A 24362-nucleotide genomic window follows, 5' to 3' on the forward strand; every position below is an offset into this window, starting at 1 on the left:
CGACCGCCCTCGCCACACTGGCACGTCCACTGCACTGCCCCTCCCCAGCGCTTTTGCTATGGATCGAGGGGAGCCACCGATGAACACACAACTCAAACCCACCCTGGGCACCCTGCATTTATGGGGTATTGCCGTCGGCCTGGTGATTTCCGGCGAGTATTTCGGCTGGAGCTACGGCTGGGGCGTGGCCGGGACAATGGGCTTTTTGGTGACGTCCTTCATGGTGGCGGCCATGTACACCTGCTTCATTTTCAGCTTCACCGAACTGACCACCGCCATTCCCCATGCCGGCGGACCGTTTGCCTACAGCCGTCGCGCCTTCGGCGAGAAAGGCGGGTTGATTGCCGGCCTGGCGACGCTGATCGAATTTGTCTTCGCCCCGCCGGCCATTGCCCTGGCCATCGGCGCCTACCTGAACGTGCAGTTCCCGGCCCTGGACCCTAAACACGCAGCGGTCGGTGCCTATATCGTGTTCATGGGTCTGAACATCCTCGGGGTCAAGCTGGCCGCGACGTTCGAGCTGATTGTCTGCGTCTTGGCGGTGGCCGAACTGCTGGTGTTCATGGGCGTCGTGGCCCCGGCGTTCAGTTTCAGCAATTTTGCCCTGAACGGCTGGGCTGGTTCCGATGTGTTCGGCGCACCGGCCATCGCCGGCATGTTTGCCGCGATTCCCTTCGCCATCTGGTTCTTCCTGGCCATCGAAGGCGCGGCCATGGCCGCCGAAGAAGCCAAGGACCCGAAACGCACGATTCCCAAGGCTTACATCAGCGGCATCCTGACCCTGGTGGTCCTGGCAATGGGCGTGATGTTCTTCGCCGGCGGCGTCGGCGACTGGCGCACCCTGTCGAACATCAACGATCCCCTGCCCCAAGCCATGAAAACCGTGGTTGGCGAAAGCTCCGGCTGGCTGCACATGCTGGTGTGGATCGGCCTGTTCGGCCTGGTGGCGAGTTTCCACGGCATCATCCTTGGCTACTCGCGCCAGTTCTTCGCCCTGGCCCGCGCCGGTTACCTGCCCGCATCCCTGGCCAAACTGTCACGCTTCCAGACGCCGCACCGGGCGATCATCGCCGGTGGGCTGATCGGCATCGCGGCGATCTACAGCGACGGCCTGATCAACCTCGGCGGCATGACCCTGACTGCAGCGATGATCACCATGGCCGTGTTCGGTGCCATCGTCATGTACATCATGAGCATGCTCAGCCTGTTCAAATTGCGTAAAACCGAACCCAACCTGGAACGTACTTTCCGCGCCCCGGGCTATCCGATCGTGCCGGGCATCGCCCTGGTGCTGGCAGTGGTGTGCCTGGTGGCGATGGCCTGGTTCAACGCGCTGATCGGGCTGATCTTCCTCGGCTTCATGGCGGTGGGTTTCGTCTACTTCATCCTCACCGCACAGCTGCGTGCGGACGCTCCCGCCGATGCGATGCTGACCGGGCTTTAAGGTGAAGCCTGCCGAACGGGCGTAGTATTGAACCACTGCGAGCAACCTTCGCTCATAAGTGGTAGGTGCGATGGATCGGCGAAATGTTCGTCCGTCCATCGCCCCCTCAAGGAGAGCCCTATGCCCTGGTATGCCTGGTTGATTCTGATTGTTGCAATCGGCTCGATCGTTGGTGGTCTGATGATGCTGCGCGACACCGCCAACAAGGTCGAGTTGACCGATGAGCAACGCAAGCGCGTTGCCGAGCGCAATGCGGAAATGGATGCGAAGGAGGCCAAGGATCGTTGATCTGCTTGTGTGGCGAGGGAGCTTGCTCCCGCTGGGTCTGTAGGAGCTGTCGAGTGCAACGAGGCTGCGATCTTTCCCCTATCAATTGAGTCTGGAGCGAAGATCAAAAGATCGCAGGCTTCGCCAGCTCCTACAAAGCCAGCGCCAACTGCATCACCTTTCCCAATCCGCCTTGGCGATGTGCAAGCCATGCAACCCCTTGTACGCCGCCCGCTCAGGCTGACTCCAACCCTCCAGCAATGAATCCTCCAATCGATAGATCTCAACCCCCAGCGGGCGACAGACGCTAAGGGGATCCTGCGCATCCGGCCCCCACATCGCCAGCGACAAGTCGCCACCCGGGCAGGTGGACAGGGCGCACAACAGATCGATCTCGGCAAAAAACTCCAGGTAATCGCCCTTCTGCGCCGGACAGGCCTTCATGAAGTACATGTCGTCATGATTAAGCCCCGTGCATTGGAAGATATTCAGCACGTCATGCACATCGAACTCCGTCAGGCCGTGGGGCAACACTGCACGGGTCAGGTTCGAGTGGCAGTGATGATGGAAATCCTCGCCGGTCAGCATCCTGTTTACATAGGGATCACAGCGCGTCCCCAACAGATCGTGCAGTCGTCCACCATGCTCATCGATACCATAACCGGCCAGACTGTCATCGGTGATGGTCACCAAGGGCCGCAGGAATGGCAGGTTCGACCACAACCGATCATGGGTGCTGACGTGAGCACCTTGAAGCTGGCGCGTGCGCGCTGCCCACAAGCGTTCCCGTGGATCGTGGGCATTCCAGACGTTGAAGTCCCCCACCTGCGGGCCCACCGGGGTCGTGACGCGGAACACATGACCGGCAGGTACGTGCCAAGCGCGGCCGGTGCGGATGGGGACCTCGAACTGTTCGATCAGCGTGCGCTTGTCCTGCTGGGTGCGGATGCGGTCGTAGAAGGGTTTGTCCACCTGCAGGGCTGAACCTTTGCTGACCTGGTAGGCGGCTGGGTAGTCTTTGTACATGGCATGAACCTCAATCACTGATAGTTGGCGGGGGTCAGCAGTCGCGAGAGCAGTTGTTCGGAGTCGTCAAGATACAGGTTCATTGCTCCTTGCGCGGCAGCGCTTCACGAATGGTGTTTCACGAAGCGTTGTAAGCAAGCACAAGATCTCTTTCCACCAATGCCATGCCTGGCAATAAGCGGCCACCGATAATCTCGGGGCGCAACTCCAAGGTAATGTGATAGGCGAGGGAAAGTGCGTTGTTCATGCTCGAGACCTCTGGATTGTTCACCAATTGGCAACAAATAATCACACTTTGTGCCAGCATGAACATGCTCAAGCCTGATTCTGGAACCCGGGCTCCGACTCATCATGGGTTGCTTCATCAATGTCTAGTCCTGAAATAGGTTTACACCTGTTTCAGTCTCAAAACGCCCGATGCACCGCATCGGGCGTTTTGTATTTCAGGGACAGATGAGGTCGCTTACGGTTATAGGTTTCTATCGATTCCTCAACCATGCGCTTGGCTTGGGCAAGGTCTTTGGGACGGTGTAAAAGAAATTCTGTTTTCAGAATCCCATTCACTCGTTCCGCTAGAGCATTTTGGTAGCAGTCGTAGCCATCAGTCATCGAACACCTGACGCCATGTTTGGCGTGCAGCTTTTGGTAGAGATCAGAGCAGTATTGCGAGCCTCGATCTGAGTGATGTACCAACGGTTGATTGGTTCTTCGGTGGCGAAGAGCTTTCGTCATCGCCCGGATGACTGACTCGGTATGCAGGCTTTCATGCACGTGATGGCCGACTATTTTGCGCGAGAACGCATCAGTGACCAGACTTACGTAAGCGACGCTTTGCTCGGTCGGTAAGTAGGTTATATCCGCCACCCAGACCTGTTCCGGGCCGGTCGCAGTGACCTGGTCAGGGCCGGGCTTGAGCCGATTCGGATGTCGACGGAAGCGATGATGGCTGTCGGTCGTCTTGTGATAAGCGCGTTTGCGTGGGACCAGTTGTCGATGATCCCGCAAAATATCGAACAACCGATCTCGGCCTACCGTTTGCGTCAGTTCAGGTTCGGATTGCATAAGGCCATGCAGCTTGCGGGTGCCCAACCGGGGCATTTCAAGGCGTGTCTCCAGCACAAACCCCAGCACCTTTTGCGCGTGGCTGGCTTGCGCGTCGTAAGCTCGATTGCGCTTGTAATACGCCTGCCGTGAGATGCCCAGAAACTGGCAAGCCCTGGTGACACTCAGGCCTTCGATTTGCCCTTGGGTGAGGACTTGCCGGATCGCTTTTTTACGACAGAAACACCGTAATCGTTCTTTAGTACGTCAACGACAGCTTCAAAAAATTGGGCTTTCTGGTTGGCAAGGGCCAGCTTTTCCTCCAGCTCCTTGATTCGCTGCTCTGGTGTCAGCGGCAAATTTGGCTCGGCCATCGGTCGGTTCCTCTGGGCACGAATGGAGGCGCCTTGGCTCCAGTCCTGCCGTCCATGCTTGCGTAACCACACCAACACAGTCGACCGGCCCTGGATCCCATAACGCCGTTGAGCCTCTTTATAACTCAGTTCGCCCTTTTCAACCTGATCGACGACCGCCAATTTAAAGCTCAGCGTGTAATCACGCTGACTGCGCTTTTTTCCTGAATCCATTGGTTCCTCCTGAGGATAGGTCAGAAGGTGTAAACCTTATTCAGGACGAGACACAAAGCAAAAAAAAGCCAGTCATTCGACCGGCCTTTTTTTCATTATCACACCTCAGTTCACTTCCAGCTTGTCGCGATTCCTATCAAGAATCGCCTTGCCAATGCCTTTGACCTCTAGCAACTCCTCAACCGAAGAGAAGGGCCCATTACTTTCACGATATGCAACAATTGCCTGAGCCTTGGCCTCGCCTATCCCCATCAATTCGCGCTGCAGCGTCGGTGCGTCAGCTTGGTTAAGATCCACCTTTGCAGTTTTCGCCTTGACGGCAACGTCCAATCCCAAGGGTGCCCTGGCGGCTTCGGGCGGAGCAGCCGGCCCGGCGATAGCGGCGATTGAAAGGCTGGTAAACAATGCAAAAACGAGGGAGTAAAAATAGCCAGTATGCATAAATGAAGCTCCATGACATCGATTGAAAGAAGCAGCTTTTCCCAAGCCGCCTCTGAAACTTAGGCGATGTAGTGGAGCTGTCAAAAACAGGTCCGTTACGAAATGTGAAACAATCAGAGATCAAGGCGACGCTGTTGATAGATCCAGTCGACGATCTCGCCGTCCGGGGTATAGCCACTGACCGTTTCCCGCAGGAGCTGGCGAACTCTTGAGTAATCGTCCTTATCCACCATTGCCAACAACTCAACCAACCTGGCCTTGAGCACATCCCAAGAAAGGTAATCTTCATTGGCGGTCATGATCATTGGATGCGGAGTAGCCGCAACGTTGTCGCCGATCAGCAACTCTTCGTAAAGCTTCTCACCAGGGCGCAGTCCAGTGAACTGGATTGCGATATCACCGTGTGGGTTTTTATCCGAGCGGACACTCAGGCCAGACAGGTGAATCATCTTTTCGGCGAGCTCGACAATCCTCACCGGCTCGCCCATATCCAGAACGAAAACATCTCCTCCCAACCCCATCGAACCCGCCTGAATCACCAGTTGAGCGGCTTCTGGGATGGTCATGAAGTAACGGGTAATCTTCGGGTGCGTGACGGTAAGCGGCCCACCTAGCTGAATCTGTTTATGGAACAATGGAATGACCGATCCGGAAGACCCCAAAACGTTTCCGAAACGCACCATCGTGAAACGAGTTTTGTTGATGCAGTGCACATTCGAAACGTCGCCAAACATAACGGGAGCCGGTTCCCGGCTTAAAGCCTGGAGTGTCATTTCAGCCAAACGCTTTGTACTTCCCATCACATTGGTTGGCCTCACGGCTTTATCCGTTGAAATGAGAACAAAGTTGGCAACCTCTGCCTGCAAGGCAGCCTGGGCCGTGTAGAGAGTTCCCAGGACGTTGTTAAGGATCCCTTCGGCGATATTATGTTCAACCATCGGGACGTGCTTGTAGGCTGCGGCGTGATAAACAGTCTTTACACGCCAAGTCTTCATGATATCCAACAGCTTTTCCTGGTTACGCACCGACCCCAGAATCGGTAGTAACGTAACCGGCAAAGATTCGCGCACGACCCGTGCTTCCAGCTCGGACATAATGCTGTAAAGGTTGAACTCACTGTGCTCAAACAGCAAAAGCGTAGTGGGTTTCAACGCAAGAATCTGTCGGCACAGTTCAGAGCCGATAGAACCACCAGCCCCCGTCACCAAAACCACTTGGGCCTTGATACAGTGTTCGAGAAGATCTGCCTGCGCAGGCACCGCATCACGGCCAAGGAGGTCGGCGATATCGACTTCCTGAATATCGTCCACTTTTACGCGACCGCTGGCCAAGTCCATGAACCCAGGCACACTACGGACATGCAGAGGAAAAGCCTCCAAATATCCGAGAACTTCACGGCGTCTTGCACGATTGGCCGACGGAATGGCCAAAAGAATCTCTTGGGCACTTGTGGCATCTATCATCTGTTGAATATGTTTGGGCTTATAGACTTGCAATCCAGCAATAACCCTGCCGGCGATACTATTATCGTCATCAATAAATGCAACGGGTCGCATTACGCGTCCCATGCGTAAGGCGGCTACAAGCTGGTTGCCCGCCGCCCCGGCACCATAAACGGCAACCCTTGGCAATCCATTGTCTCTACTGGTGAAAGGCACGTGCTGAGCAGCAGTAAACCAGTCACCCAGAAAATACTGACGCATCGCCAGACGCAGCCCTCCGATCATCAAGAGACTGAGCCACCAATAGTTAAAAATTATTGAGCGAGGAATAATGTTCTGATGATTGCTATACCAATAAACCACCAGGCCGAGAATAAGCGAAGAAAGGCTCACCGCCTTGACGATCTCGATAAGGGCATCGTTGCCAAAGTAACGCAAAACTGCGCGATACAATCCAAAACGAATAAACAGCGGAATCGCGACCACGGGCGCGCACAGGAATAACCAGGTATGGGTTTTGAGTGGATTTATGGTCTCGTCAATCCCGAGACGAACGACAAATGCCATCCAAAGCGCAATCCAGACCAATATCACGTCGGTCCCAACTTGCATCAGCCTTTTTTGCCGCCGCGGAAGTTGGATTAGCCGTTGGCGAAGCATGTCAATGTCCTTTTTCAAAAAAGCAAGCAACAAGCTTAAAGCTCAATAGGTTTAATCTCATACAGCTCCCAGGCTCTTAATCTTCATATGCCACGAAAACGGCCCGGAAGAAAGCACTCGATCAGCCTTCACGCTGACCGGCCTTGAACCGTAAAGCCAAGAAGACCAAGGGTACGTAGGCTATCAGCACACCTGAAAAACCATCGATATTGCCCAAGGCCACCAGAGTAGCGATCGGTAACAGCCAGATCAGGTTTATTCCGGTGACTGACAAGGTAACGGGCAGGTGACCACCAAAGCGACGCGACGCATACTGATAAGCATGGCTACGATGAGCCTCGTGCACCTTGTCACCGTTGAGCAGCCGGACAAATAGAGTACAGGTAGCGTCGACGATGAATATGCCCAATAGAATCAGCCATCCCCATAACAATGCAGGGTTGACCCAGGCTGCTTGCAGGGAAAGGAACCCCAGTGTTATCCCCAGGAAGCCACTACCGGCATCCCCCATGAAGATACGAGCTGGGGGGAAATTCCAATACAAGAAACCCGCCACTGCCAATGCCAGCACTATGGGTGCCCATACAAAACTGACATTTCCGGAAGCGACATACAGAAGCGCTCCGCCAAGGCACACAAAGATCGCCTCCATACTGGCCAACCCGTCTATCCCGTCCATGAAGTTATAGAGATTCAATAACCAGACCAGATAAAAGCTTCCAAAAAAGTACCCCGCCCACCCCAGATTCAAAGGTATGCCAAATAGGGATATCGGCGATAAGCCGCCGAGGAGGATCATCCCTGCGATCGCTGCGATAAAATGGCCCAGCAACCGCCAGCGCGCGGGGATATGGCCATGATCATCGAGAAATCCAATGATTGCGACAGCGCTCCCGGGCAGAACGACAGCCAAAGTCAGCGACCAGGATGCCTGTCCGGTCAACGCAAGGAAAACCACGCTCGAAATGAATGAGACCACAATTGCCACGCCTCCCCCCCTAGGGGTGGGTAGGACATGGGAGCTGCGTGCATTGGGAACATCGATAAGACTATTGGAAAGCGCATATCGACGTAGTACAGCGGTACCTATGAGTGCGCCGGCCAGCGTCAACGGTAAAACCCAATATAAGCTTGTCATCAACGACATTCCAAAAATTCTTTAGCTGTTTTATTCAAAGCGTCCTCTATGGGAACAGGTGGATTCCAACACAGTAGCGATCGGGTTTTACTAATATCAACTTGCAATGTTCCGCACAACCGCTGTGATAATGCTCGACGCCCTAGAGCAACAGCACAAAATATCAACATAGACTCCGGCACGGGAATCAAGCGGCTTTTGACCCCCAAGGCCCGGGCAGTTTTGTTCAGTAGCTCAGTCGTTGACAGATCCGCTCCGTCACTGACTAAAAACACCTGCCCCGCCGCACTAGGATGTTCCAGGCAAACCAAGATCAAACTCACCAGATTTTCGAGTGCTACCAGGCTGCGTTTGTTATGAATTGCACCGAAAGGCAGTGGTATCCCTTTCTTCAGCCAACCCATCATACTCCGAAAATTGGCTTTGACGCCGGGGCCATAAATCAGGGGGGACGAATAATAACGACCTCCATCCCGGTCTCTAGCGAGATAGCTCGCAATGCATCTTCCGCTTCCTTTTTGGAGATGCCGTAGGGGTCTGAAGGCGCAGGATCATCATCCGCAGTGAAAGGGTGGCCAAGACTCGTCGCCTCGCCATTCACTTTAATCGAACTGATGAAGACAAAACGTCTAACCCCAGCCCATGCAGCTTGCCGGGCAAGATTGACGGTACCATCGACGTTAACCTTTCGAAACTCGGATAATGCGTCGGCAGCCACTTCGTTCATCACATGCACCCGCGCAGCAGCATGAACGACTGTGGTAGTCCCCTTTAAGCATCCGTCCCAATCAGTTGTGGAAGAGATGCCTTGGATAAAAAACAATTGTGAGTTGGCGGCAGGGTTATCTTCTTCTGAGCGCACGACAGAAATGGGTAGATAATCCGGATGTTGATCCAAGGCGTTGACCAACGCAGAGCCAACGAATCCAGTTGCTCCGGTAATCAAGACCCGCTGAGGTGCGCGACCTGCATCAATAGTCAATTTAAAAAACCCTTGTACTCATTGATCAACAAATCAGAACAGGTGCCCGCCCCAAAATCTTTTAGCGCACGATTCCGGGCCGCCGTCGCCATCGCCATCATCAAGGGAGCGTTGTTCAGCGTGGCCAGAATAGCGCCTTCCAGAGCTACCGCATCTCGGACAGGAACTAAAACACCGGTTTTTCCGTCGACAATCGCATCAGACAAGCCATAGATATCGCTGCCAATCGTTGGTGTTCCCATTGCAGCCGCCTCAATAACGACGGTGCCAAACCCTTCACGATAACTGGGCAGGCACAGTAAATCGGCGAGTGCCATATATTTTTCGGGTTCGTCAGAATAACCGACTATCTTTATATTGTTTCGTACCCTGACTTCGCTAACCTGATCAATGATATTTTTTCCATCCAACTCAAAGGGGCCGACCAGCACAAGAAATATATTACTGTCCTTTTTTACTATTTCGCTGAATGCTGACATCAGTTCTCTAAGCCCTTTGTCAGGCGTAATTCTACCGACAAACAAAAGAATCTTACCTGACTCGGGAATAGCCAAATCAGTTCGCAACGCATTTAATTTTTCCGAGGGGTAACGGGAGGGTTCAAACCGTGCCAGATCAATACCCGCCAGAGAGCCAGCACCGATAACGGATATCTTTTCAGGCTTGATTATCCCGTTGGAAACTAGAAATTTTCTTTGACTCTCACTGTCGGCGTAACAATGGGTATTCAAAAAACCGATAATCTTGTCACAGCCTTTCAGTATCGCTCGTTTGATACCCGTCTTGGTAACCCAAGGTTGCCCGGTGAACGTATGTAGCCGAACCTTCGTACCCGAAAAAAAACCTGCAATCGCACAAAGCAAACCGGCTTTCGGAGTTGTTGAATGTACGATATCGAACTTGCTTTTTCTGAACGTAACAATCAACGTGACCAAGCTCAAAAAATCCCGGATTGGATTTATTTCTCGTTCGATGTTCACAGGCTTATAGGTAAAGCTCTTCTCAAGCGCGAGTGCATCACTCATCTCGTCGCGACTGGCAATCACCGTTACCGCCATACCCGCAGCGCTCAATGCCTCGATCTGGGCCCGTAGTTGGGTGACCACAAAAAAAGGAACAGTCGAAACCCGAGCAATTTTTAATTCATTAGGCTGCAAAAAAAATCCCCTTTGTGCGGTGGCGGCGACCTTCCCGAGCAGAACCAGCCAAAACCAATAATCCTAGCCCCACAAACCGTAGAAAAAATATAACCTGTATTCTGGAGTAACTAATCGAGTAACACAATTGATACGCTCCTATTAGCCTGCCTGCTTATCCACGAAAAGCTCACAAATCACTGCCGGTACTTCTCTTTCGGGGATAAAACCAAGGGTATCGAGCAGCTTCGTAGACGGATAACGGGTCCGAGCTACAAGTGCGTCAATACGTGCTTGAGTCACAGGCAAAGCCGAAAAGCGATTAACCAGGCTAACCATCAACCGCAAAGGCGCTTCCGGGAGGCTCCACCTAGGCCTCGTCACATGCTGCGCATCAGCCATGCCGTTTATCAAATCCGACAGTGCGCAGTCGTTGGAAAGGTTAAATACTTCACCTTTTGCCCTGGGGTCGAACCCGCAGAGCATCAACGCGGAGACAACATCATCAACGTGTATGTAGGTCGCTACGGATTTTTTTTTGGCAGCGCCTATGTAAAAAAACAACCCTCTTCTGACAATTTTACCCAATTGTCGCAGTGAGTTATTGGTCATGCTTTTGCCAAACACATTGGATGGACGCAAAATAGAGTACGTGAAAAATTGATTATCTCTATTTTTCGCTACACGAGAATCCCCAATCGTTTTGGTTGTTTCATAAGTACCTTGTGGATTTTCTAGAGTCAGCTCGTTGACGACGCGCACGACGCCCCTGGCCGGCCCGTAAGCACCTACGCTGCTCAGTTGAACAAAGTGTATCGGATGTTCTTTACATGCCAGGCGATTCGCAGTAGCCACCAATCGCTCCGTAGCGTCTACATGAAGAGCTTGCATCAATTCTTCGTTATGGATCTCACCCGCACAATTAAAAACAACATCGCATCCGGCCAATAAAGATTCATAATTGGTCTCCGCACTTGTTAAATCAGCATGCACAATTTCTACGCCATTAAAGTCACACTCAAAGGAGCTACGGGTCACCAATCTGACGCTATGGCCCGACTCACAAAGCCGCGAAAGCAGCTGGCTTCCAATAAATCCTTTGGCGCCGGTCAGTAATATCAAGATGCCTCTCCTCCTTGTATGACTACAGATTCTTTTCGTGCGTCATCACGTCGTTTGCCTCTGGCGAAATTGTCGCTAATCGCACGTATGACATACGCCAATTCCAAGGGATAGAAAATCCAAGAGTAGATACCAAACCTGTCATTGTAGGCCACATCAAACATCGCGATATGGAGACATGAAAGAAAAGCGCATACATAGAAGAGATAGAGCTCCCGCTTATGGAGCTCCTCTCCGAGCAATTTCAGAGTCACCAAAAAAAATAAAGACAGCGACGAGAAGGCCCAGAAATCCAACCTGAATCCAGTCTGATAGTCAATATTGCCCACCTCACTGTAATTAATGACCAAGCCATAACCGGACAAGAAATCAAATAATACAGCGACCAACATACCAAACAGCTTGAAGTAGGACGCCAATGATACGACAAGCCACAAGGTGACTAAACCATAGACCCCCACTCCCAATACCCACCGCCGGAAGAGAAAAAATGGAAAATAGACGATTGAAGACTTATGAAACAAGGCAGCGAACAATGAAAGTACTACGCCACGTCCCGACCTTCCTCTGACACAAAAATACAATGCAAAATTAATAAAGCAAAGAGCGAGGCCCTGACGAATAACATTGGCAGTCAAGGAGAAAAAGAAAGGGTAAAATAAAACAGCCCCAAAAACAAACAGCGGCCAAGAGGACTGACGCCCAAACACCGCTCTAATCAGAATGTAATACGACCACAAAAACGCGAAAGTAATCAAATAAAAGAAACTATGATAGTCAAGTGAAAAATAACCAAACAACTGCACAACGGCAATAAACCCCGGTTCGAATGTTTGAAAGGGATTATCCAGACCAGATGTTAAATCTCTAAAAAAATTTATATAAACCGCTGTATCTCCCTCCATATCATATGGACGATTGGAAATATCGTAGGAAACGACGGCAATCGCAAACAATACGACAAAAATCTCCATGGCGCGGTTGACGTCTGCAGTCCTACTATCCCGTATCAGCGCTCTGACTGCAGCGATAAAAAACAAAATCGCGCTTGTCACGTAGAACGCCGCACCGTATAGATTTAGACTTAACATTCTTTTGCCTCAGTTATTCGCGACCTCAAGCGTAGCATCAGCGTACCCTGCTACCAGGCCCGACCCGCTTTCTGACATTAACCGTTTCAATAAATGTTGTTAATCGAAAACAGTATAAATTTCGCAGTAAAAACATGATACTTTGGGCGGTACATTTACGAGTAGACCTTGCCATTGCTAAAAATGTAACAAGAAAATTGGAATACAGATCCGTCCGCAATGTTGGTTGCGTGTGGAAGTACCCATAAAGGTCATTGAGATAAATATTGTAAGATTTTATTTTCCCGGCCGTGGTGGATAGATAGGAACCGGCTGAAGGATTACACCTATACCTGACCAGCGGCGCATTTATATAAGCGGCTTTTTTATCTGGGAGTAGAGAGTCAATCACAAAAAACCACTCCATAAACTCATGTTCGATTATTGCCCTTCTGGAGTTCCGTCTATAGGCATAGGAACTGTGAACAGCAATAGCGCCCCAACGAGCCATTTCCTGAAGCGAGATTAACGACACTTTTTCTGTATTCGCATCGGGATATTGCGTTTCAGATGAATACGTATTGTCATCCGAAAAATAAACAGCCTTATGAAATACAACATTTACATCTGTGTGACTCTTAAAGACATCATATTGTTGCTGTAGCTTTCCCGGCAACATGACATCATCGCCATCAAAGTGGTAAACCACGTCACCGGTTGCCATTTTATGCACGCCGTGATAATTCAAAGCGGCGCCAACATTCTCATCTCTGAGCAGAAGTTTGATTCTCCCCGGATGACGGTTAGAATATGCGAGAAGTTTTTCCTGGGTACGATCAGTCGAACAGTCGTCCGAAACGACAATCTCGCACTCAAAGTCAATTTCTTGGGAGAGGATGCTATCCAAGCACTCTTCAATATAATTTTCCTGGTTATAACAGGACACTACAACACTACCTGTCAACATCAGACCGCTCTCCTTTGGTAAATCATGAAGCCGATAATTGAAACCACAAAATACACGACATTCATTATAAGATTAGCAAGAAAAACCCCCTCGACTCCCAACCCACTCTTTAGCAGAAAGAGGCTCACCCCGCAAAATATGAAACCTTGGGTCAGTTCACTTATCAGGTATATCTTTAAAGCTGCCTTGGCGACCACTATAAAGCTGATTACATAGGTGGTAACACGAAAAAAATCTGCCAACAACTGATACTTAATCAAACCTTCAAGCGCTACAAACTCGGAAGAAAGAAGCAATGGAATAATGTAGTGTCTTAAAGCATAGAAAACGATTGCCGCTGCTAGAAAAACCCCCATGACAAGCTTCATAAACTTCAAGACTAGCGGTGTTATCTGCTCAATCTTTACTTTCTCTGACACCATGGGCATGAAATACACAGCGAGAAAGATAGTAAAAAAACCCATATACGCGCTTGAGAGCTTAATAGAGGCCTGCCAAATACCAGCCGCTACTAATCCAACATGCTCAATAATTTGTTCACGGATGACTATTTCTATCAGAGGGACGCTGACCGCGCCTACCGTTGCCATCAACGTGAAAGCCAGCATCCGCTTGAATCCTTTACTCTCACATTTGAAACCTATCGGTAGCCTGAAAAAAACAGATCGCCGATAGAAATACATCGCGGGAATAGTGTAAAGCGAGAAAAACAACACCATCGATAACGCTGCGCCGATAAACTGTAAATTCTTAATCAGAACCCAGCTCACGGGAAGTACAAGTACATTACCCACGATCTGGATCATTGCATATGTCTTGGTGTCCCTAAGTCCATTAGCCACGCCTGTGACCAAGTTAGTGAATGCAAACCCAAACTGGGCGACGGAAAGAAATACAACAACCCAGTAGTAATCAGGAGTTTTAAATATATACACCGACAAAAAACTGGAAAAGACACACCCCAGAAAGCCCAAAATCAGGCAAAACATTAAGGAATATGCCTTTGATATTGCCACAAAATCAATCAGTTGTTTTGGCCGTCTTTTATACTCAGCAACATACTTAATCAAGCCATTAACGATACCACCACCAGCAAGTAAAGACAGTATAGTGACTGTACTCATGAAATGGCCTAGTTGCCCCATCCCTTCAGCACCTAGGTATACCGCAACAAACTTGATAAAAGCAAAACCGACCCCGATCTTTGAAATTTGAGCGACCGAGGTGAGCGCTGCGCTGATGAGCACGCGTCTTCTATCAGAAACACCAACTTCGTTCTTACGGGCAGGTTGCATTAATCGCACCGATCACAGCAGTAGCTACCTGCTCCATTTCCGACTCTTGCATGCCATACCAGATCGGTAGACGAAGGAGGCGCTCGCTTTCAATCGTGGTATTCACATCCGCACCGTGAAAACGACCGAGCCGTAATCCAGCGGGAGCAGAGTGCAGAGGAATGTAATGAAATACAGCACCAATGCCTTGTTTCTTTAAAATATCCAAAACCTTTGTGCGAACTTCGATATTTCCGACTTTTATATAAAACATATGAGCATTCCCATCGCAGCCATTTGGAATGACAGGTAGCTCTGCACGCCCGTTCCGACTTATCTCCTGCAACGCCGACTGATAATAGTTCCAGACCCTCTGCCTTGCCTTATTGATCTGATCTGCTTTTTCGAGCTGACCAAACAGATAGGCGGCTTGTAGTTCTCCTGGGAGGTAGCTGCTTCCCACATCAACCCAAGTATATTTATCAATCATACCGCGAAAAAACTGACTGCGATTGGTTCCCTTCTCTCTAATGATTTCGGCCCGGCCAATGAACTGTTCATCATTGATAATTAATAATCCGCCCTCGCCTCCGCTGGTATAGTTTTTAGTTTCGTGAAAACTATAGGCGGCCAAATGCCCAATAGTTCCTAATGCCTTACCCTTGTAGGTAGACATCATGCCCTGGGCTGCATCTTCGATCACAAACAAATTATGCCGTTCAGCAATGGACATAATGGTATCCATTTCGCAGGCAACGCCCGCATAATGGACAGGCACAATTGCTTTTGTCTTATCAGTTATTGCCGCTTCAATAAGCGCTTCATCAATATTCATAGTGTCAGCACGAATATCCACAAACACGATAGTTGCGCCGCGCAACACAAAAGCGTTAGCGGTACTGACAAATGTGTAGCTGGGCATTATAACCTCGTCGCCCGGCTGTATATCGATCAGCAACGCCGCCATCTCCAGCGCTTGGGTACAAGAGGGCGTCAACAGCGATTTCTTGCACCCCAGGTTTTCCTCAAACCAACTTTGACACCGAAGCGAAAACTCTCCATCACCAGACATTTTTCCACTGCGCATCGCAGCAATGACGTGCTGATCTTCATTACCAGTGTAAGGTGGTTTATTGAATGGAATAGTCATTTAAATTCATCCAAAAATTGTTTTTCCAAATCCAGGAGACCTTGTTTACGCTCTTTCATACGAACGGCAGGTATACCTGCATAAATCCCCCAAGGATCTGTACTCTTAGTAACCAACGCCATAGCTCCTATGGAGCAGCCCTCTTTAATTGTAACGCCGGGCATTACCGTAGCGCCGGCCCCTACGATGACATGCCGCTCAAGTGTAACCTTGGCGAACAGTTCGTCTTTATACTTTTTTGGAATCAGCGAATTGGTCAGCGTTGCACCGCTGTAGTCATCCGATTGAGAAAATATCTTAACGCCATAGGCCAGCGTACAAAAATCCGCAAACTCAATCCCAGGCTCTCCGCCGGCAATGAGACACATAGGAGTAATATGGTTATACTTGCCGAATATTACCCGCCCCGACACCACGCAAAAATCGTCGATCCTTGTATAATCGCCAAGCTCTATGCACTCAGGATTATAGATACTCGCCTTATCGCTTATTTTTATGTTTTTCCCCAGCTTCCTGAAACCCAGTTCGCTTAGCTGTGCTTCGCTCAAATATGCCATAGGCCACCCACAATAGATCAATCCAAAACTTTAAAAACATCACTGGTCTTCTGCTCTCCAATCAGACAGAGCAGACAGTGACCATAACTATTATTTTTCAGTTCGTTGGCTGTTTTGGAAAGTTTTCTGGTGCTCAACCAACCATGTTTACCAGAATGATACCTTTCATTTTCCACCTCACGCCTGATCGGATTCCACCTACAGCAATGTAAACAGTCAGCTGAGCGGAGGCTATTGTGCACCTTATTCACGACTATTGTCCGCGAGCAGTGCGGGCAGCCTCTTTCACCTTGGCTCGCGGCTTTATTGTATAAGCAAATGATCACCACCCCCGAGGTTGACATAAAGAAAAACGTTCCATCATATTACAGCCTAGGATCGCAACACTTTATATAAACTCATTGATAACATGCTCAGGACGAGTGAACATCAACCCGTTTAAATATCTGACTCTTATCTCTAGAAAAGCTGTTCCGAATCAGTGCAGTTACCACACCCAACATCAAACCCAAAACAAGACCAATCAAGACGACAAGCGTATATTTTGGCTTTACAGGCGAACCAGAAGCCTCTACCCCGCCGTCCATTCTGTAAGTTTTAGCCGTTTGGAATCTTTCCGACAGCTGTTTATAGAAATTGTAATCATTTTCCAAGTTCCGGAGTTTCTTGATAAAAGGATCATTGGACTTCCTGGACTTCAGATTCTCAATTTCAGCTTCCAGTGCTTTCGTTCCACGCATATAGGTAAGCTCGCCGTCCATATCTCCAGCAATGCTTAATGAAGAATTTGAATCACCATTGACGATAGGGGGTCTTTCCAGCCCAATCGCTTTGGCAACAACCAACGCCTCACGAAGGTTGACAAGCGTGTCTTCGCGGATCTTATCTCCAACTTCACGAAGCGAAGCGATTCGCTGCTGAAGGTTAAAGGCCTTGACGCTGGACTCACTGGATATATTTTTGTTGATCTCTTGCATTGCCAGTTCTTGTGCTCGCTCTACATATTGCTCTATCCAGATCGCGGCCTGTTTGGGATCCGCATCAAGAATGACAATCGAGTATCGATCCACCGCATCCTTGCCTGCGCTCCCGTAAATCTGCAGGTTTTTTGAAAGCTTTTCATAAAACAACCCCTTGGGGTCGCTGTCTTGATGCTGGGCCGGCAGATAAGTTCTATTAAAGAACTCTCGACGAAGAGATTCGGCTTGAAGACTTTTCACAAAGACCGAATAAACATCTTTAACCGTCAACGTGGGCAGTTTTGCCCGCCCGTAGTTGAGGTTTTCTATATCATTTTGCGTTGGCGGAACAATAAGAGCTTTTACTTCGTAGAGGGGAACGGAAAGAGTCGCATAGGTCGCAGCGATAGCAGCACCCAGAAAAGCCAAGCATAAAACTATAATTTTCTGTCGCCAAAGCGTAGACACGAGAGCATGTACATCGAGCTCGCCACTATCTACATGCTTTTTGGAGTCAACCGGCATAACTCATGTCCTTATAAATAGAAAACATCATGCCCCTCGAATGGGCTGCACAAGAGTGATCAAAGCCAAGCAGCGCGAGAGACCGCTTCAGGTCCTGGCCGGTTCTCGGTAGAGATATGTTGGAGCCACAGCGATCTTTACGGACATCACCCAATGCGGCCCAACAATGACGTTTAGCCTCACGCAGAGTGTAAGTGCCCATGCTGTTAGCCTGGAGAAATATAGATGGGCCGGAGATCGAGCGGTCGACATAGGACTCAGACAAATGCAGGATGGTGTCTGGGTGTTGCTCGCGCGAGACATGTTCGATTTGATCGCGGTGGCAGATATCGACGCGATCAAATACATAATGGAAACGCTGGCTAACTTCGGCCACAGAGTCGGCAGCAAGGGAGATAACATAAAAGATAACTGCTGGGCCGATAAACCCAGCATCATCGGTAACTAGGACGTTCACGAGAACTACATCCTTTAGGTAGCTGATAGGAGCGCTTACAAAACGCCGCTCATCCATGAATGTAGAAGTCATCCTAAGCTGATCCCCCGAAAGAGACAGCCTGAACCGATGTGAAGCATACCATTATCGCGTAAACCCGGCATTTTACAGCATGATAACGATTTGACTATGGGCAACCTGCCGGGATAATTTCGACTTGCATTAAAGGTCAAACAAGGCGTTTACGTGCAGCTCTACGCGCACGTCCCACCAACCAGCCAAGAACCGGTCCGACCACCATACCGATCAACAGCGCTAGAATCATGACCAGTGACACCGGCAACACCGGTCCTGCCCACCCAAGGAAGAACAGGGAGACCGACTGCTGATTCTCGAGAACGAATGTCAGTATCGCCAGAACCAGCAACAGGACGAACACTGCGAGCACTACACGCTTGAGATTACGCATGAGCTGATACCTGCATTAGAGCGACTATCAAATCCCCTCCTCTTCCTCATTAACCCGGTCACGGAGTTCTTTGCCTGGTTTGAAATGAGGGACAAACTTTCCATCAAGGCTGACGGATTGACCGGTTTTCGGATTGCGCCCAACCCGCGGGGCGCGGTAATGCAGGGAAAAGCTGCCGAAACCACGGATTTCAATACGATCACCCGTAGCCAAACACTGGGACATCTGTTCAAGCATGGTCTTGATGGCCAGCTCCACATCCTTGGATGAGAGTAGCCCTTGATGGGTGACAATTCGTTCGATCAACTCCGACTTCGTCATATTTTTCCCTTCTTTTTCAAGCAGCTAGGAAAATCGCTTGAAAAGGTTTTAGCATGACCGGAGGGATTTGAACAGCCCAAGTATTGACATTCTTCTTGACTCCCCTATTGCCTCTTTCCGCGCAAGCAGGGAGATGCTATCGACAGATGACCAGCATCGTACGAGTCAGATAGCCAGCCGGATTGAAACCAAAGGGATACTGATCTTCATCCTTCGCATCGTCGGATCGGGTAATCACCTTGTAACCAGCCCCCTTGCACTCTCTTGCAGCTCTCTTGTGGCACTTCTCCCAGCCGGAACCCAACCCCGAGCAGTCGACCTCGATACCACTGACACCACGCACTGCGTGGGTCTTGGCACTCGTAGAGCAAGCTGCCAGCACCAAGACACTCAATACCAGAAAGAGCTTGTTCATTCAGTTCCTTTAGACAGAGGTCCGGATCGATCACTTATACAAGTCGGAGCCACGCCCTGAATAGATTATTGATCCGCTTCATAAAAGAGACAGCTGGGTTGATGGGTTGGTTTCGCAGTGCCCCGAATCAACGCTGTCATCGGCAGCGACTTGCAGAGAATCTTGAAATTTCGCAGGCACAAAAAAGGGCGACCGAAGTCGCCCTTTTTCTATGGTCTGACAGAACTCAGTTCTGTTTTTCCATTTGTGCACGCAGCAGGTCGCCCAGAGTGGTAGGACCAGCAGCAATCTCAGCTGGCTTTTCGCGCAGGCTCTGGATTGCTTCTTTCTCTTCAGCATCGTCTTTCGACTTGATGGAGAGCTGGATTACGCGGCTCTTGCGGTCAACGCTGATGATCTTGGCTTCTACTTCTTCGCCTTCTTTCAGAACGTTGCGCGCGTCTTCAACGCGGTCACGGCTGATTTCGGAGGCTTTCAGAGTCGCTTCGATATCGTCGGCCAGAGTGATGATGGCGCCTTTAGCGTCAACTTCTTTCACGATGCCCTTAACGATTGCGCCTTTGTCGTTCTCTTGAACGTACTCGGAGAACGGATCGCTTTCCAGTTGCTTGATACCCAGGGAGATGCGCTCGCGCTCTGGGTCAACCGACAGGATAACGGTGTCCAGCTCGTCGCCCTTCTTGAAACGACGTACGGCTTCTTCGCCCACTTCGTTCCAGGAGATGTCGGACAGGTGAACCAGGCCGTCGATGCCGCCGTCCAGACCAATGAAGATACCGAAATCGGTGATCGACTTGATGGTGCCGGAGATTTTATCGCCCTTGTTGAATTGGCCAGAGAAGTCTTCCCATGGGTTGGACTTGCACTGCTTGATGCCGAGGGAGATACGACGACGCTCTTCGTCGATGTCCAGAACCATGACTTCCACTTCGTCGCCGACTTGTACGACTTTCGAAGGGTGGATGTTCTTGTTGGTCCAGTCCATTTCGGAAACGTGTACCAGGCCTTCAACGCCTTCTTCCAGCTCAGCGAAGCAGCCGTAGTCGGTGAGGTTGGTAACACGAGCGGTGACGCGGGTGCTTTCTGGGTAACGGGCTTTGATAGCGACCCATGGATCTTCACCCAGTTGCTTGAGGCCCAGGGAAACACGATTGCGCTCGCGATCGTACTTCAGAACCTTGACATCGATCTCGTCGCCAACGTTGACGATTTCCGAAGGATGCTTGATACGCTTCCAGGCCATGTCGGTGATGTGCAGCAGGCCATCGACGCCACCCAGATCGACGAATGCGCCGTAATCGGTGAGGTTCTTGACGATACCCTTGACCTGCTGGCCTTCCTGCAGCGATTCCAGCAGAGCTTCACGCTCGGCGGAGTTCTCGGCTTCCAGGACACTGCGACGGGAAACGACAACGTTGTTGCGCTTCTGGTCCAGCTTGATGACCTTGAATTCCAGCTCTTTGCCTTCCAGGTGCGTGGTATCGCGCACTGGACGGACGTCAACCAGGGAACCTGGCAGGAACGCACGGATGCCGTTAACGTCGACAGTGAAGCCGCCTTTAACCTTACCGTTGATAACGCCCTTGACCACTTCCTCAGCTGCGAAAGCCGCTTCCAGAACGATCCAGCATTCAGCGCGCTTGGCTTTTTCACGGGACAGCTTGGTTTCACCAAAGCCATCTTCAACCGAGTCCAGCGCAACGTGAACTTCGTCACCGACGTTGATGTTCAGTTCGCCAGCGTCGTTGTAGAACTGCTCAAGCGGGATGAGTGCTTCAGACTTCAGACCAGCGTGAACGGTTACCCAGCGAGCTTGGTAATCGATATCAACGATAACACCGGTGATGATGGAGCCTGCCTGAAGGTTCAGGGTTTTCAGGCTTTCTTCAAAGAGTTCCGCAAAGCTTTCGCTCATTTTAATTCCTGTTGATTAGGGCGAAGAATACGCCCGCCTCCACACCCCAGACGGTGTGGGTTAGTTTCATATAAAGGAAGCACCGCAGGACTATGACTGGTCCCCTGCAGGGCTTCCGGGTCACCCGGCGATATCGCGAATGGCGATCTCGCTCATGATGCGTTGCAACACCTGGTCGATGGACAACTCCGTGGAATCCAGCTGTATCGCATCAGCCGCCGGTTTGAGCGGGGCTACTGCGCGCTGGGTGTCACGCTCATCGCGTGCACGGATCTCATCTAGCAGACTCGACAGACTAACATCCTCGCCTTTGCCCTTCAACTGCAAATATCGGCGACGCGCCCTCTCCTCCGCACTGGCGGTGAGGAAAATCTTCAGCGGTGCATCGGGAAAAACCACCGTGCCCATGTCGCGACCGTCTGCCACCAGTCCCGGCGGCTCCTGGAATGCGCGCTGACGTTGCAACAAGGCTTCGCGCACCGCGGGCAGCGCGGCGACCTGGGAGGCCCCGGCCCCCACGCTTTCGGTACGAATGACGTCGCTGACTTCGTCACCTTCCAGAATGATGCGCTGGAGCTGACCGTCGGCCGCGGCAATGAATTGCACATCCAGATGAGCGGCCAGCGCCTTGAGCAACTCTTCGTTGGTCAGGTCGACGCCATGGTTCGCGGCAGCGAACGCCAATAGACGATACAAGGCACCCGAATCGAGCAGATTCCAGCCCAGCTGCCTGGCCAGGATCCCGGCGACGGTCCCCTTGCCCGAACCGCTCGGACCATCGATGGTGATGACCGGTGCCTTGATGTTCACGACTGTGCCTCTTGTGCCACTCGAATACCGACCTGTGCGCACAGCGCCAGGAAGTTCGGGAACGACGTCGCGACGTTGGCGCAATCATGGATGCGAATCGGCGCGCTGGCGCGCAAAGACGCAACACTGAAGGCCATGGCGATACGGTGGTCGCCGTGACCATGGACTTCGCCGCCGCCAATCGGGCCGCCGTCGATGATGATGCCGTCCGGCGTCGGCTGGCACTTGACGCCAAGGGCGAGCAAGCCATCAGCCATCACCTGGATACGATCCGATTCCTTGACCCGCAGTTCCTCAGCGCCCGTCAATACGGTGCGCCCTTCTGCACAGGCGGCCGCCACGAACAGCACCGGGAACTCGTCGATGGCCAGCGGAACCAGAGCCTCCGGAATCTCGATACCCTTGAGTTTAGCTGCTCGTACGCGCAGGTCCGCCACGGGTTCGCCGCCGACTTCACGCTGGTTTTCCAGGGTGATGTCAGCGCCCATCAAGCGCAGGATGTCGATCACGCCGGTACGGGTCGGATTGATGCCGACGTGCTCGAGCACCAGGTCGGAGCCTTCGGCGATCGAGGCGGCCACCAGGAAGAACGCCGACGACGAGATGTCGCCCGGCACTTCGATGTGGGTCGCGGTCAGCTTGCTGCCAGACTCGACGGACGCCGTGGCGCCATCGACCGTGACCGGGTAGCCGAAGCCGCGCAGCATGCGCTCGGTATGATCGCGGGTCGGGGCCGGTTCGGTGACGGTGGTCTTGCCTTCGGCGTAGAGACCGGCCAGCAGCAGGCAGGATTTCACCTGGGCGCTGGCCATTGGCATGGTGTAGGTCAGGCCCTTGAGCTTGTTGCCACCGCGGATGATCATCGGCGGACGACCGTCGGCGGCCGTCTCGATGACCGCGCCCATTTCCCGCAATGGGTTGGCGACGCGATTCATCGGGCGCTTGGACAGCGAGGCATCACCGGTCAGGGTGCTGTCGAAGTCCTGCGCGGCCAGCAGGCCGGACAACAGGCGCATCGAGGTCCCGGAGTTACCCAGGTAGATTGGACCCGGGGCAGGCTTGAGGCCGTGCAGGCCGACACCATGGATGGTCACGCGACCGTGGTGCGGACCTTCGATGACCACGCCCATGTCGCGAAACGCTTGCAGCGTCGCCAGGGCGTCTTCGCCCTCAAGGAAGCCTTCCACCTCGGTCACGCCTTCGGCCAGGGAGCCGAGCATGATCGAACGGTGGGAAATCGATTTATCGCCCGGTACACGAATACGCCCGCTCAGGGAGCCACCAGGTTGTGCCAGGAAAATCAGATCGTTGGAGTTCATAGCGTCCACATAGGCCCGACGGGCCAGGATTTTACTGAAATGCTCGCGGGCCACCCTGGCGCGTGTGAAAACGCCCAGCAATTGGTGCCCGTCCCCTGCATCGACCGCGTCGCGCAAGGCGTCGAGGTCGCTGCGAAATGTATCGAGTGTGCGCAGGACAGCTTCGCGGTTGGCGAGGAAGATGTCGTGCCACATGACCGGGTCGCTTCCAGCGATTCTCGTGAAATCGCGGAAACCGCCGGCAGCGTAACGGAAGATCTCAAGATTTTCATTGCGTTTGGCCAACGAATCCACCAGGCCGAACGCCAACAGGTGCGGCAAGTGGCTGGTGGCAGCCAACACTTCATCGTGGCGCTCGACCTGCATGTGCTCGACATCGGCGCCCAATTCGCGCCACAAACGGTCCACCATCGCCAGCGCGGCTGGATCCGTCTGGTCCAGCGGCGTGAGGATCACTTTGTGGCGACGAAACAACTCGGCGTTGGAGGCTTCCACCCCGCTCTGCTCGGAACCGGCAATCGGATGGCCGGGTACGAAGCGCGCCGGCATCCCACCGAAAGCCTCGGTGGCCGCACGCACGACGTTGCCCTTGGCGCTACCGACGTCGGTCAGGATCGCTTGCCCCAGGTTCATGGTCGCCAGACGCGCCAGCAGTTTTTCCATGGCCAGGATCGGCACAGCCAACTGGATTACGTCCGCGCCCTGGCAAGCGATCGCCAGGTCATCCTCGCAGCGATCGACCACCCCCAGCTCCACGGCCAGCTTGCGCGACTGCGGATCCAGGTCGACACCGACCACCTCGCGGCACAGGCCGCTTTCACGCAAGCCCTTGGCAAACGAACCGCCAATCAACCCCAGGCCGACCACCACCAGGCGACCGATCATAGGG

The 24362-nt window shown here is 52.0% G+C and carries 22 protein-coding genes and 2 pseudogenes; 2 read left to right on the forward strand and 22 right to left on the reverse strand.

Annotated elements, in window-relative coordinates; genetic code table 11:
- Positions 1-79: 79 nt before the first annotated feature.
- Together eat and AB4O09_RS22315 are read left to right on the forward strand one after the other, a co-directional pair.
- A complete protein-coding gene (eat, locus tag AB4O09_RS22310; RefSeq protein WP_013692567.1) occupies positions 80-1444 on the forward strand; it encodes an ethanolamine permease in 1365 nt (454 codons plus the stop codon).
- A gap of 120 nt (positions 1445-1564) precedes the next feature.
- Entirely contained in the window at positions 1565-1732 is a 168-nt protein-coding gene (locus AB4O09_RS22315; protein ID WP_003183831.1) for a DUF2897 family protein, read from the forward strand.
- 153 nt (positions 1733-1885) lie between these two features.
- Here the strand turns inward: AB4O09_RS22315 and AB4O09_RS22320 are convergent, their stop codons facing one another.
- From AB4O09_RS22320 to AB4O09_RS22425, 22 genes and pseudogenes are all read right to left on the reverse strand, one after another.
- Positions 1886-2737, reverse strand: coding sequence for an urea carboxylase-associated family protein (locus AB4O09_RS22320; RefSeq protein ID WP_460107527.1), 852 nt, complete (start codon positions 2735-2737; stop codon positions 1886-1888).
- Between the two features lie 121 nt (positions 2738-2858).
- Positions 2859-2984: pseudogene (locus tag AB4O09_RS22325) on the reverse strand (GntR family transcriptional regulator); the annotation flags it as partial.
- 158 nt (positions 2985-3142) lie between these two features.
- A protein-coding gene (locus AB4O09_RS22330) for an IS3 family transposase (RefSeq protein WP_085983254.1) occupies positions 3143-4365 on the reverse strand; the annotation gives its coding sequence in 2 pieces (ribosomal slippage) (positions 3143-4014 and positions 4014-4365; 1224 coding nt in all).
- Positions 4366-4470: 105 nt separating this feature from the next.
- Positions 4471-4806 carry a ComEA family DNA-binding protein gene (locus tag AB4O09_RS22335; RefSeq protein ID WP_038858495.1) on the reverse strand — a complete coding sequence of 112 codons (336 nt, stop codon included), beginning with the start codon at positions 4804-4806 and terminating at the stop codon, positions 4471-4473.
- A gap of 113 nt (positions 4807-4919) precedes the next feature.
- Positions 4920-6908 (reverse strand): polysaccharide biosynthesis protein, encoded by a 1989-nt coding sequence (locus tag AB4O09_RS22340; RefSeq protein ID WP_080587864.1) that lies wholly within the window; start codon positions 6906-6908, stop codon positions 4920-4922.
- Positions 6909-7029: 121 nt separating this feature from the next.
- Positions 7030-8046, reverse strand: coding sequence for an MraY family glycosyltransferase (locus AB4O09_RS22345; RefSeq protein WP_460108439.1), 1017 nt, complete (start codon positions 8044-8046; stop codon positions 7030-7032).
- A pseudogene (locus tag AB4O09_RS22350) lies at positions 8046-9022 on the reverse strand (UDP-glucose 4-epimerase family protein). The gene AB4O09_RS22345 and the pseudogene AB4O09_RS22350 overlap by 1 nt, the downstream one beginning before the upstream one ends.
- A 2-nt stretch (positions 9023-9024) precedes the next feature.
- Entirely contained in the window at positions 9025-10185 is a 1161-nt protein-coding gene (locus tag AB4O09_RS22355) for a glycosyltransferase family 4 protein (RefSeq protein ID WP_038858494.1), read from the reverse strand.
- 141 nt (positions 10186-10326) lie between these two features.
- A complete protein-coding gene (locus AB4O09_RS22360; protein ID WP_223527802.1) occupies positions 10327-11286 on the reverse strand; it encodes an NAD-dependent epimerase/dehydratase family protein in 960 nt (319 codons plus the stop codon).
- Positions 11283-12377: an EpsG family protein gene (locus tag AB4O09_RS22365; protein ID WP_038858489.1), complete on the reverse strand. Its 1095-nt coding sequence runs from the start codon at positions 12375-12377 to the stop codon at positions 11283-11285. The genes AB4O09_RS22360 and AB4O09_RS22365 overlap by 4 nt, the downstream gene beginning before the upstream one ends.
- A gap of 37 nt (positions 12378-12414) precedes the next feature.
- Positions 12415-13323 carry a glycosyltransferase family 2 protein gene (locus AB4O09_RS22370; RefSeq protein ID WP_038858487.1) on the reverse strand — a complete coding sequence of 303 codons (909 nt, stop codon included), beginning with the start codon at positions 13321-13323 and terminating at the stop codon, positions 12415-12417.
- Complete coding sequence (locus AB4O09_RS22375; RefSeq protein ID WP_080587862.1) at positions 13323-14618, reverse strand: O-antigen translocase; 1296 nt, start codon at positions 14616-14618, stop codon at positions 13323-13325. Before AB4O09_RS22375 ends, AB4O09_RS22370 begins: the two co-directional genes overlap by 1 nt.
- On the reverse strand, positions 14602-15747 hold the full coding sequence (gene rffA / locus AB4O09_RS22380) for a dTDP-4-amino-4,6-dideoxygalactose transaminase (RefSeq protein WP_038858484.1): 1146 nt from the start codon (positions 15745-15747) through the stop codon (positions 14602-14604). The genes AB4O09_RS22375 and rffA overlap by 17 nt, the downstream gene beginning before the upstream one ends.
- Entirely contained in the window at positions 15744-16304 is a 561-nt protein-coding gene (locus AB4O09_RS22385; RefSeq protein ID WP_038858482.1) for an acyltransferase, read from the reverse strand. Before AB4O09_RS22385 ends, rffA begins: the two co-directional genes overlap by 4 nt.
- Before the next feature lie 413 nt (positions 16305-16717).
- Positions 16718-17788, reverse strand: a complete 1071-nt coding sequence (locus tag AB4O09_RS22390) for an LPS O-antigen chain length determinant protein WzzB (RefSeq protein WP_038858479.1) — start codon at positions 17786-17788, stop codon at positions 16718-16720.
- A complete protein-coding gene (locus AB4O09_RS22395; RefSeq protein WP_308460556.1) occupies positions 17778-18245 on the reverse strand; it encodes a GDP-mannose 4,6-dehydratase in 468 nt (155 codons plus the stop codon). Before AB4O09_RS22395 ends, AB4O09_RS22390 begins: the two co-directional genes overlap by 11 nt.
- A gap of 208 nt (positions 18246-18453) precedes the next feature.
- Complete coding sequence (locus AB4O09_RS22400; protein WP_038858477.1) at positions 18454-18693, reverse strand: lipopolysaccharide assembly protein LapA domain-containing protein; 240 nt, start codon at positions 18691-18693, stop codon at positions 18454-18456.
- 27 nt (positions 18694-18720) lie between these two features.
- Complete coding sequence (gene ihfB, locus AB4O09_RS22405) at positions 18721-19014, reverse strand: integration host factor subunit beta (RefSeq protein WP_038858476.1); 294 nt, start codon at positions 19012-19014, stop codon at positions 18721-18723.
- 136 nt (positions 19015-19150) lie between these two features.
- Entirely contained in the window at positions 19151-19429 is a 279-nt protein-coding gene (locus AB4O09_RS22410; protein ID WP_013692555.1) for a hypothetical protein, read from the reverse strand.
- A gap of 226 nt (positions 19430-19655) precedes the next feature.
- Positions 19656-21344: a 30S ribosomal protein S1 gene (gene rpsA, locus AB4O09_RS22415; protein ID WP_003199242.1), complete on the reverse strand. Its 1689-nt coding sequence runs from the start codon at positions 21342-21344 to the stop codon at positions 19656-19658.
- Positions 21345-21464: 120 nt separating this feature from the next.
- Positions 21465-22154 (reverse strand): (d)CMP kinase, encoded by a 690-nt coding sequence (cmk, locus tag AB4O09_RS22420; protein WP_003199238.1) that lies wholly within the window; start codon positions 22152-22154, stop codon positions 21465-21467.
- Complete coding sequence (locus tag AB4O09_RS22425; RefSeq protein ID WP_003199237.1) at positions 22151-24358, reverse strand: bifunctional prephenate dehydrogenase/3-phosphoshikimate 1-carboxyvinyltransferase; 2208 nt, start codon at positions 24356-24358, stop codon at positions 22151-22153. The genes cmk and AB4O09_RS22425 overlap by 4 nt, the downstream gene beginning before the upstream one ends.
- Between the last annotated feature and the right edge of the window lie 4 nt (positions 24359-24362).

It is taken from the genome of Pseudomonas sp. H1_F01, assembly GCF_054681425.1.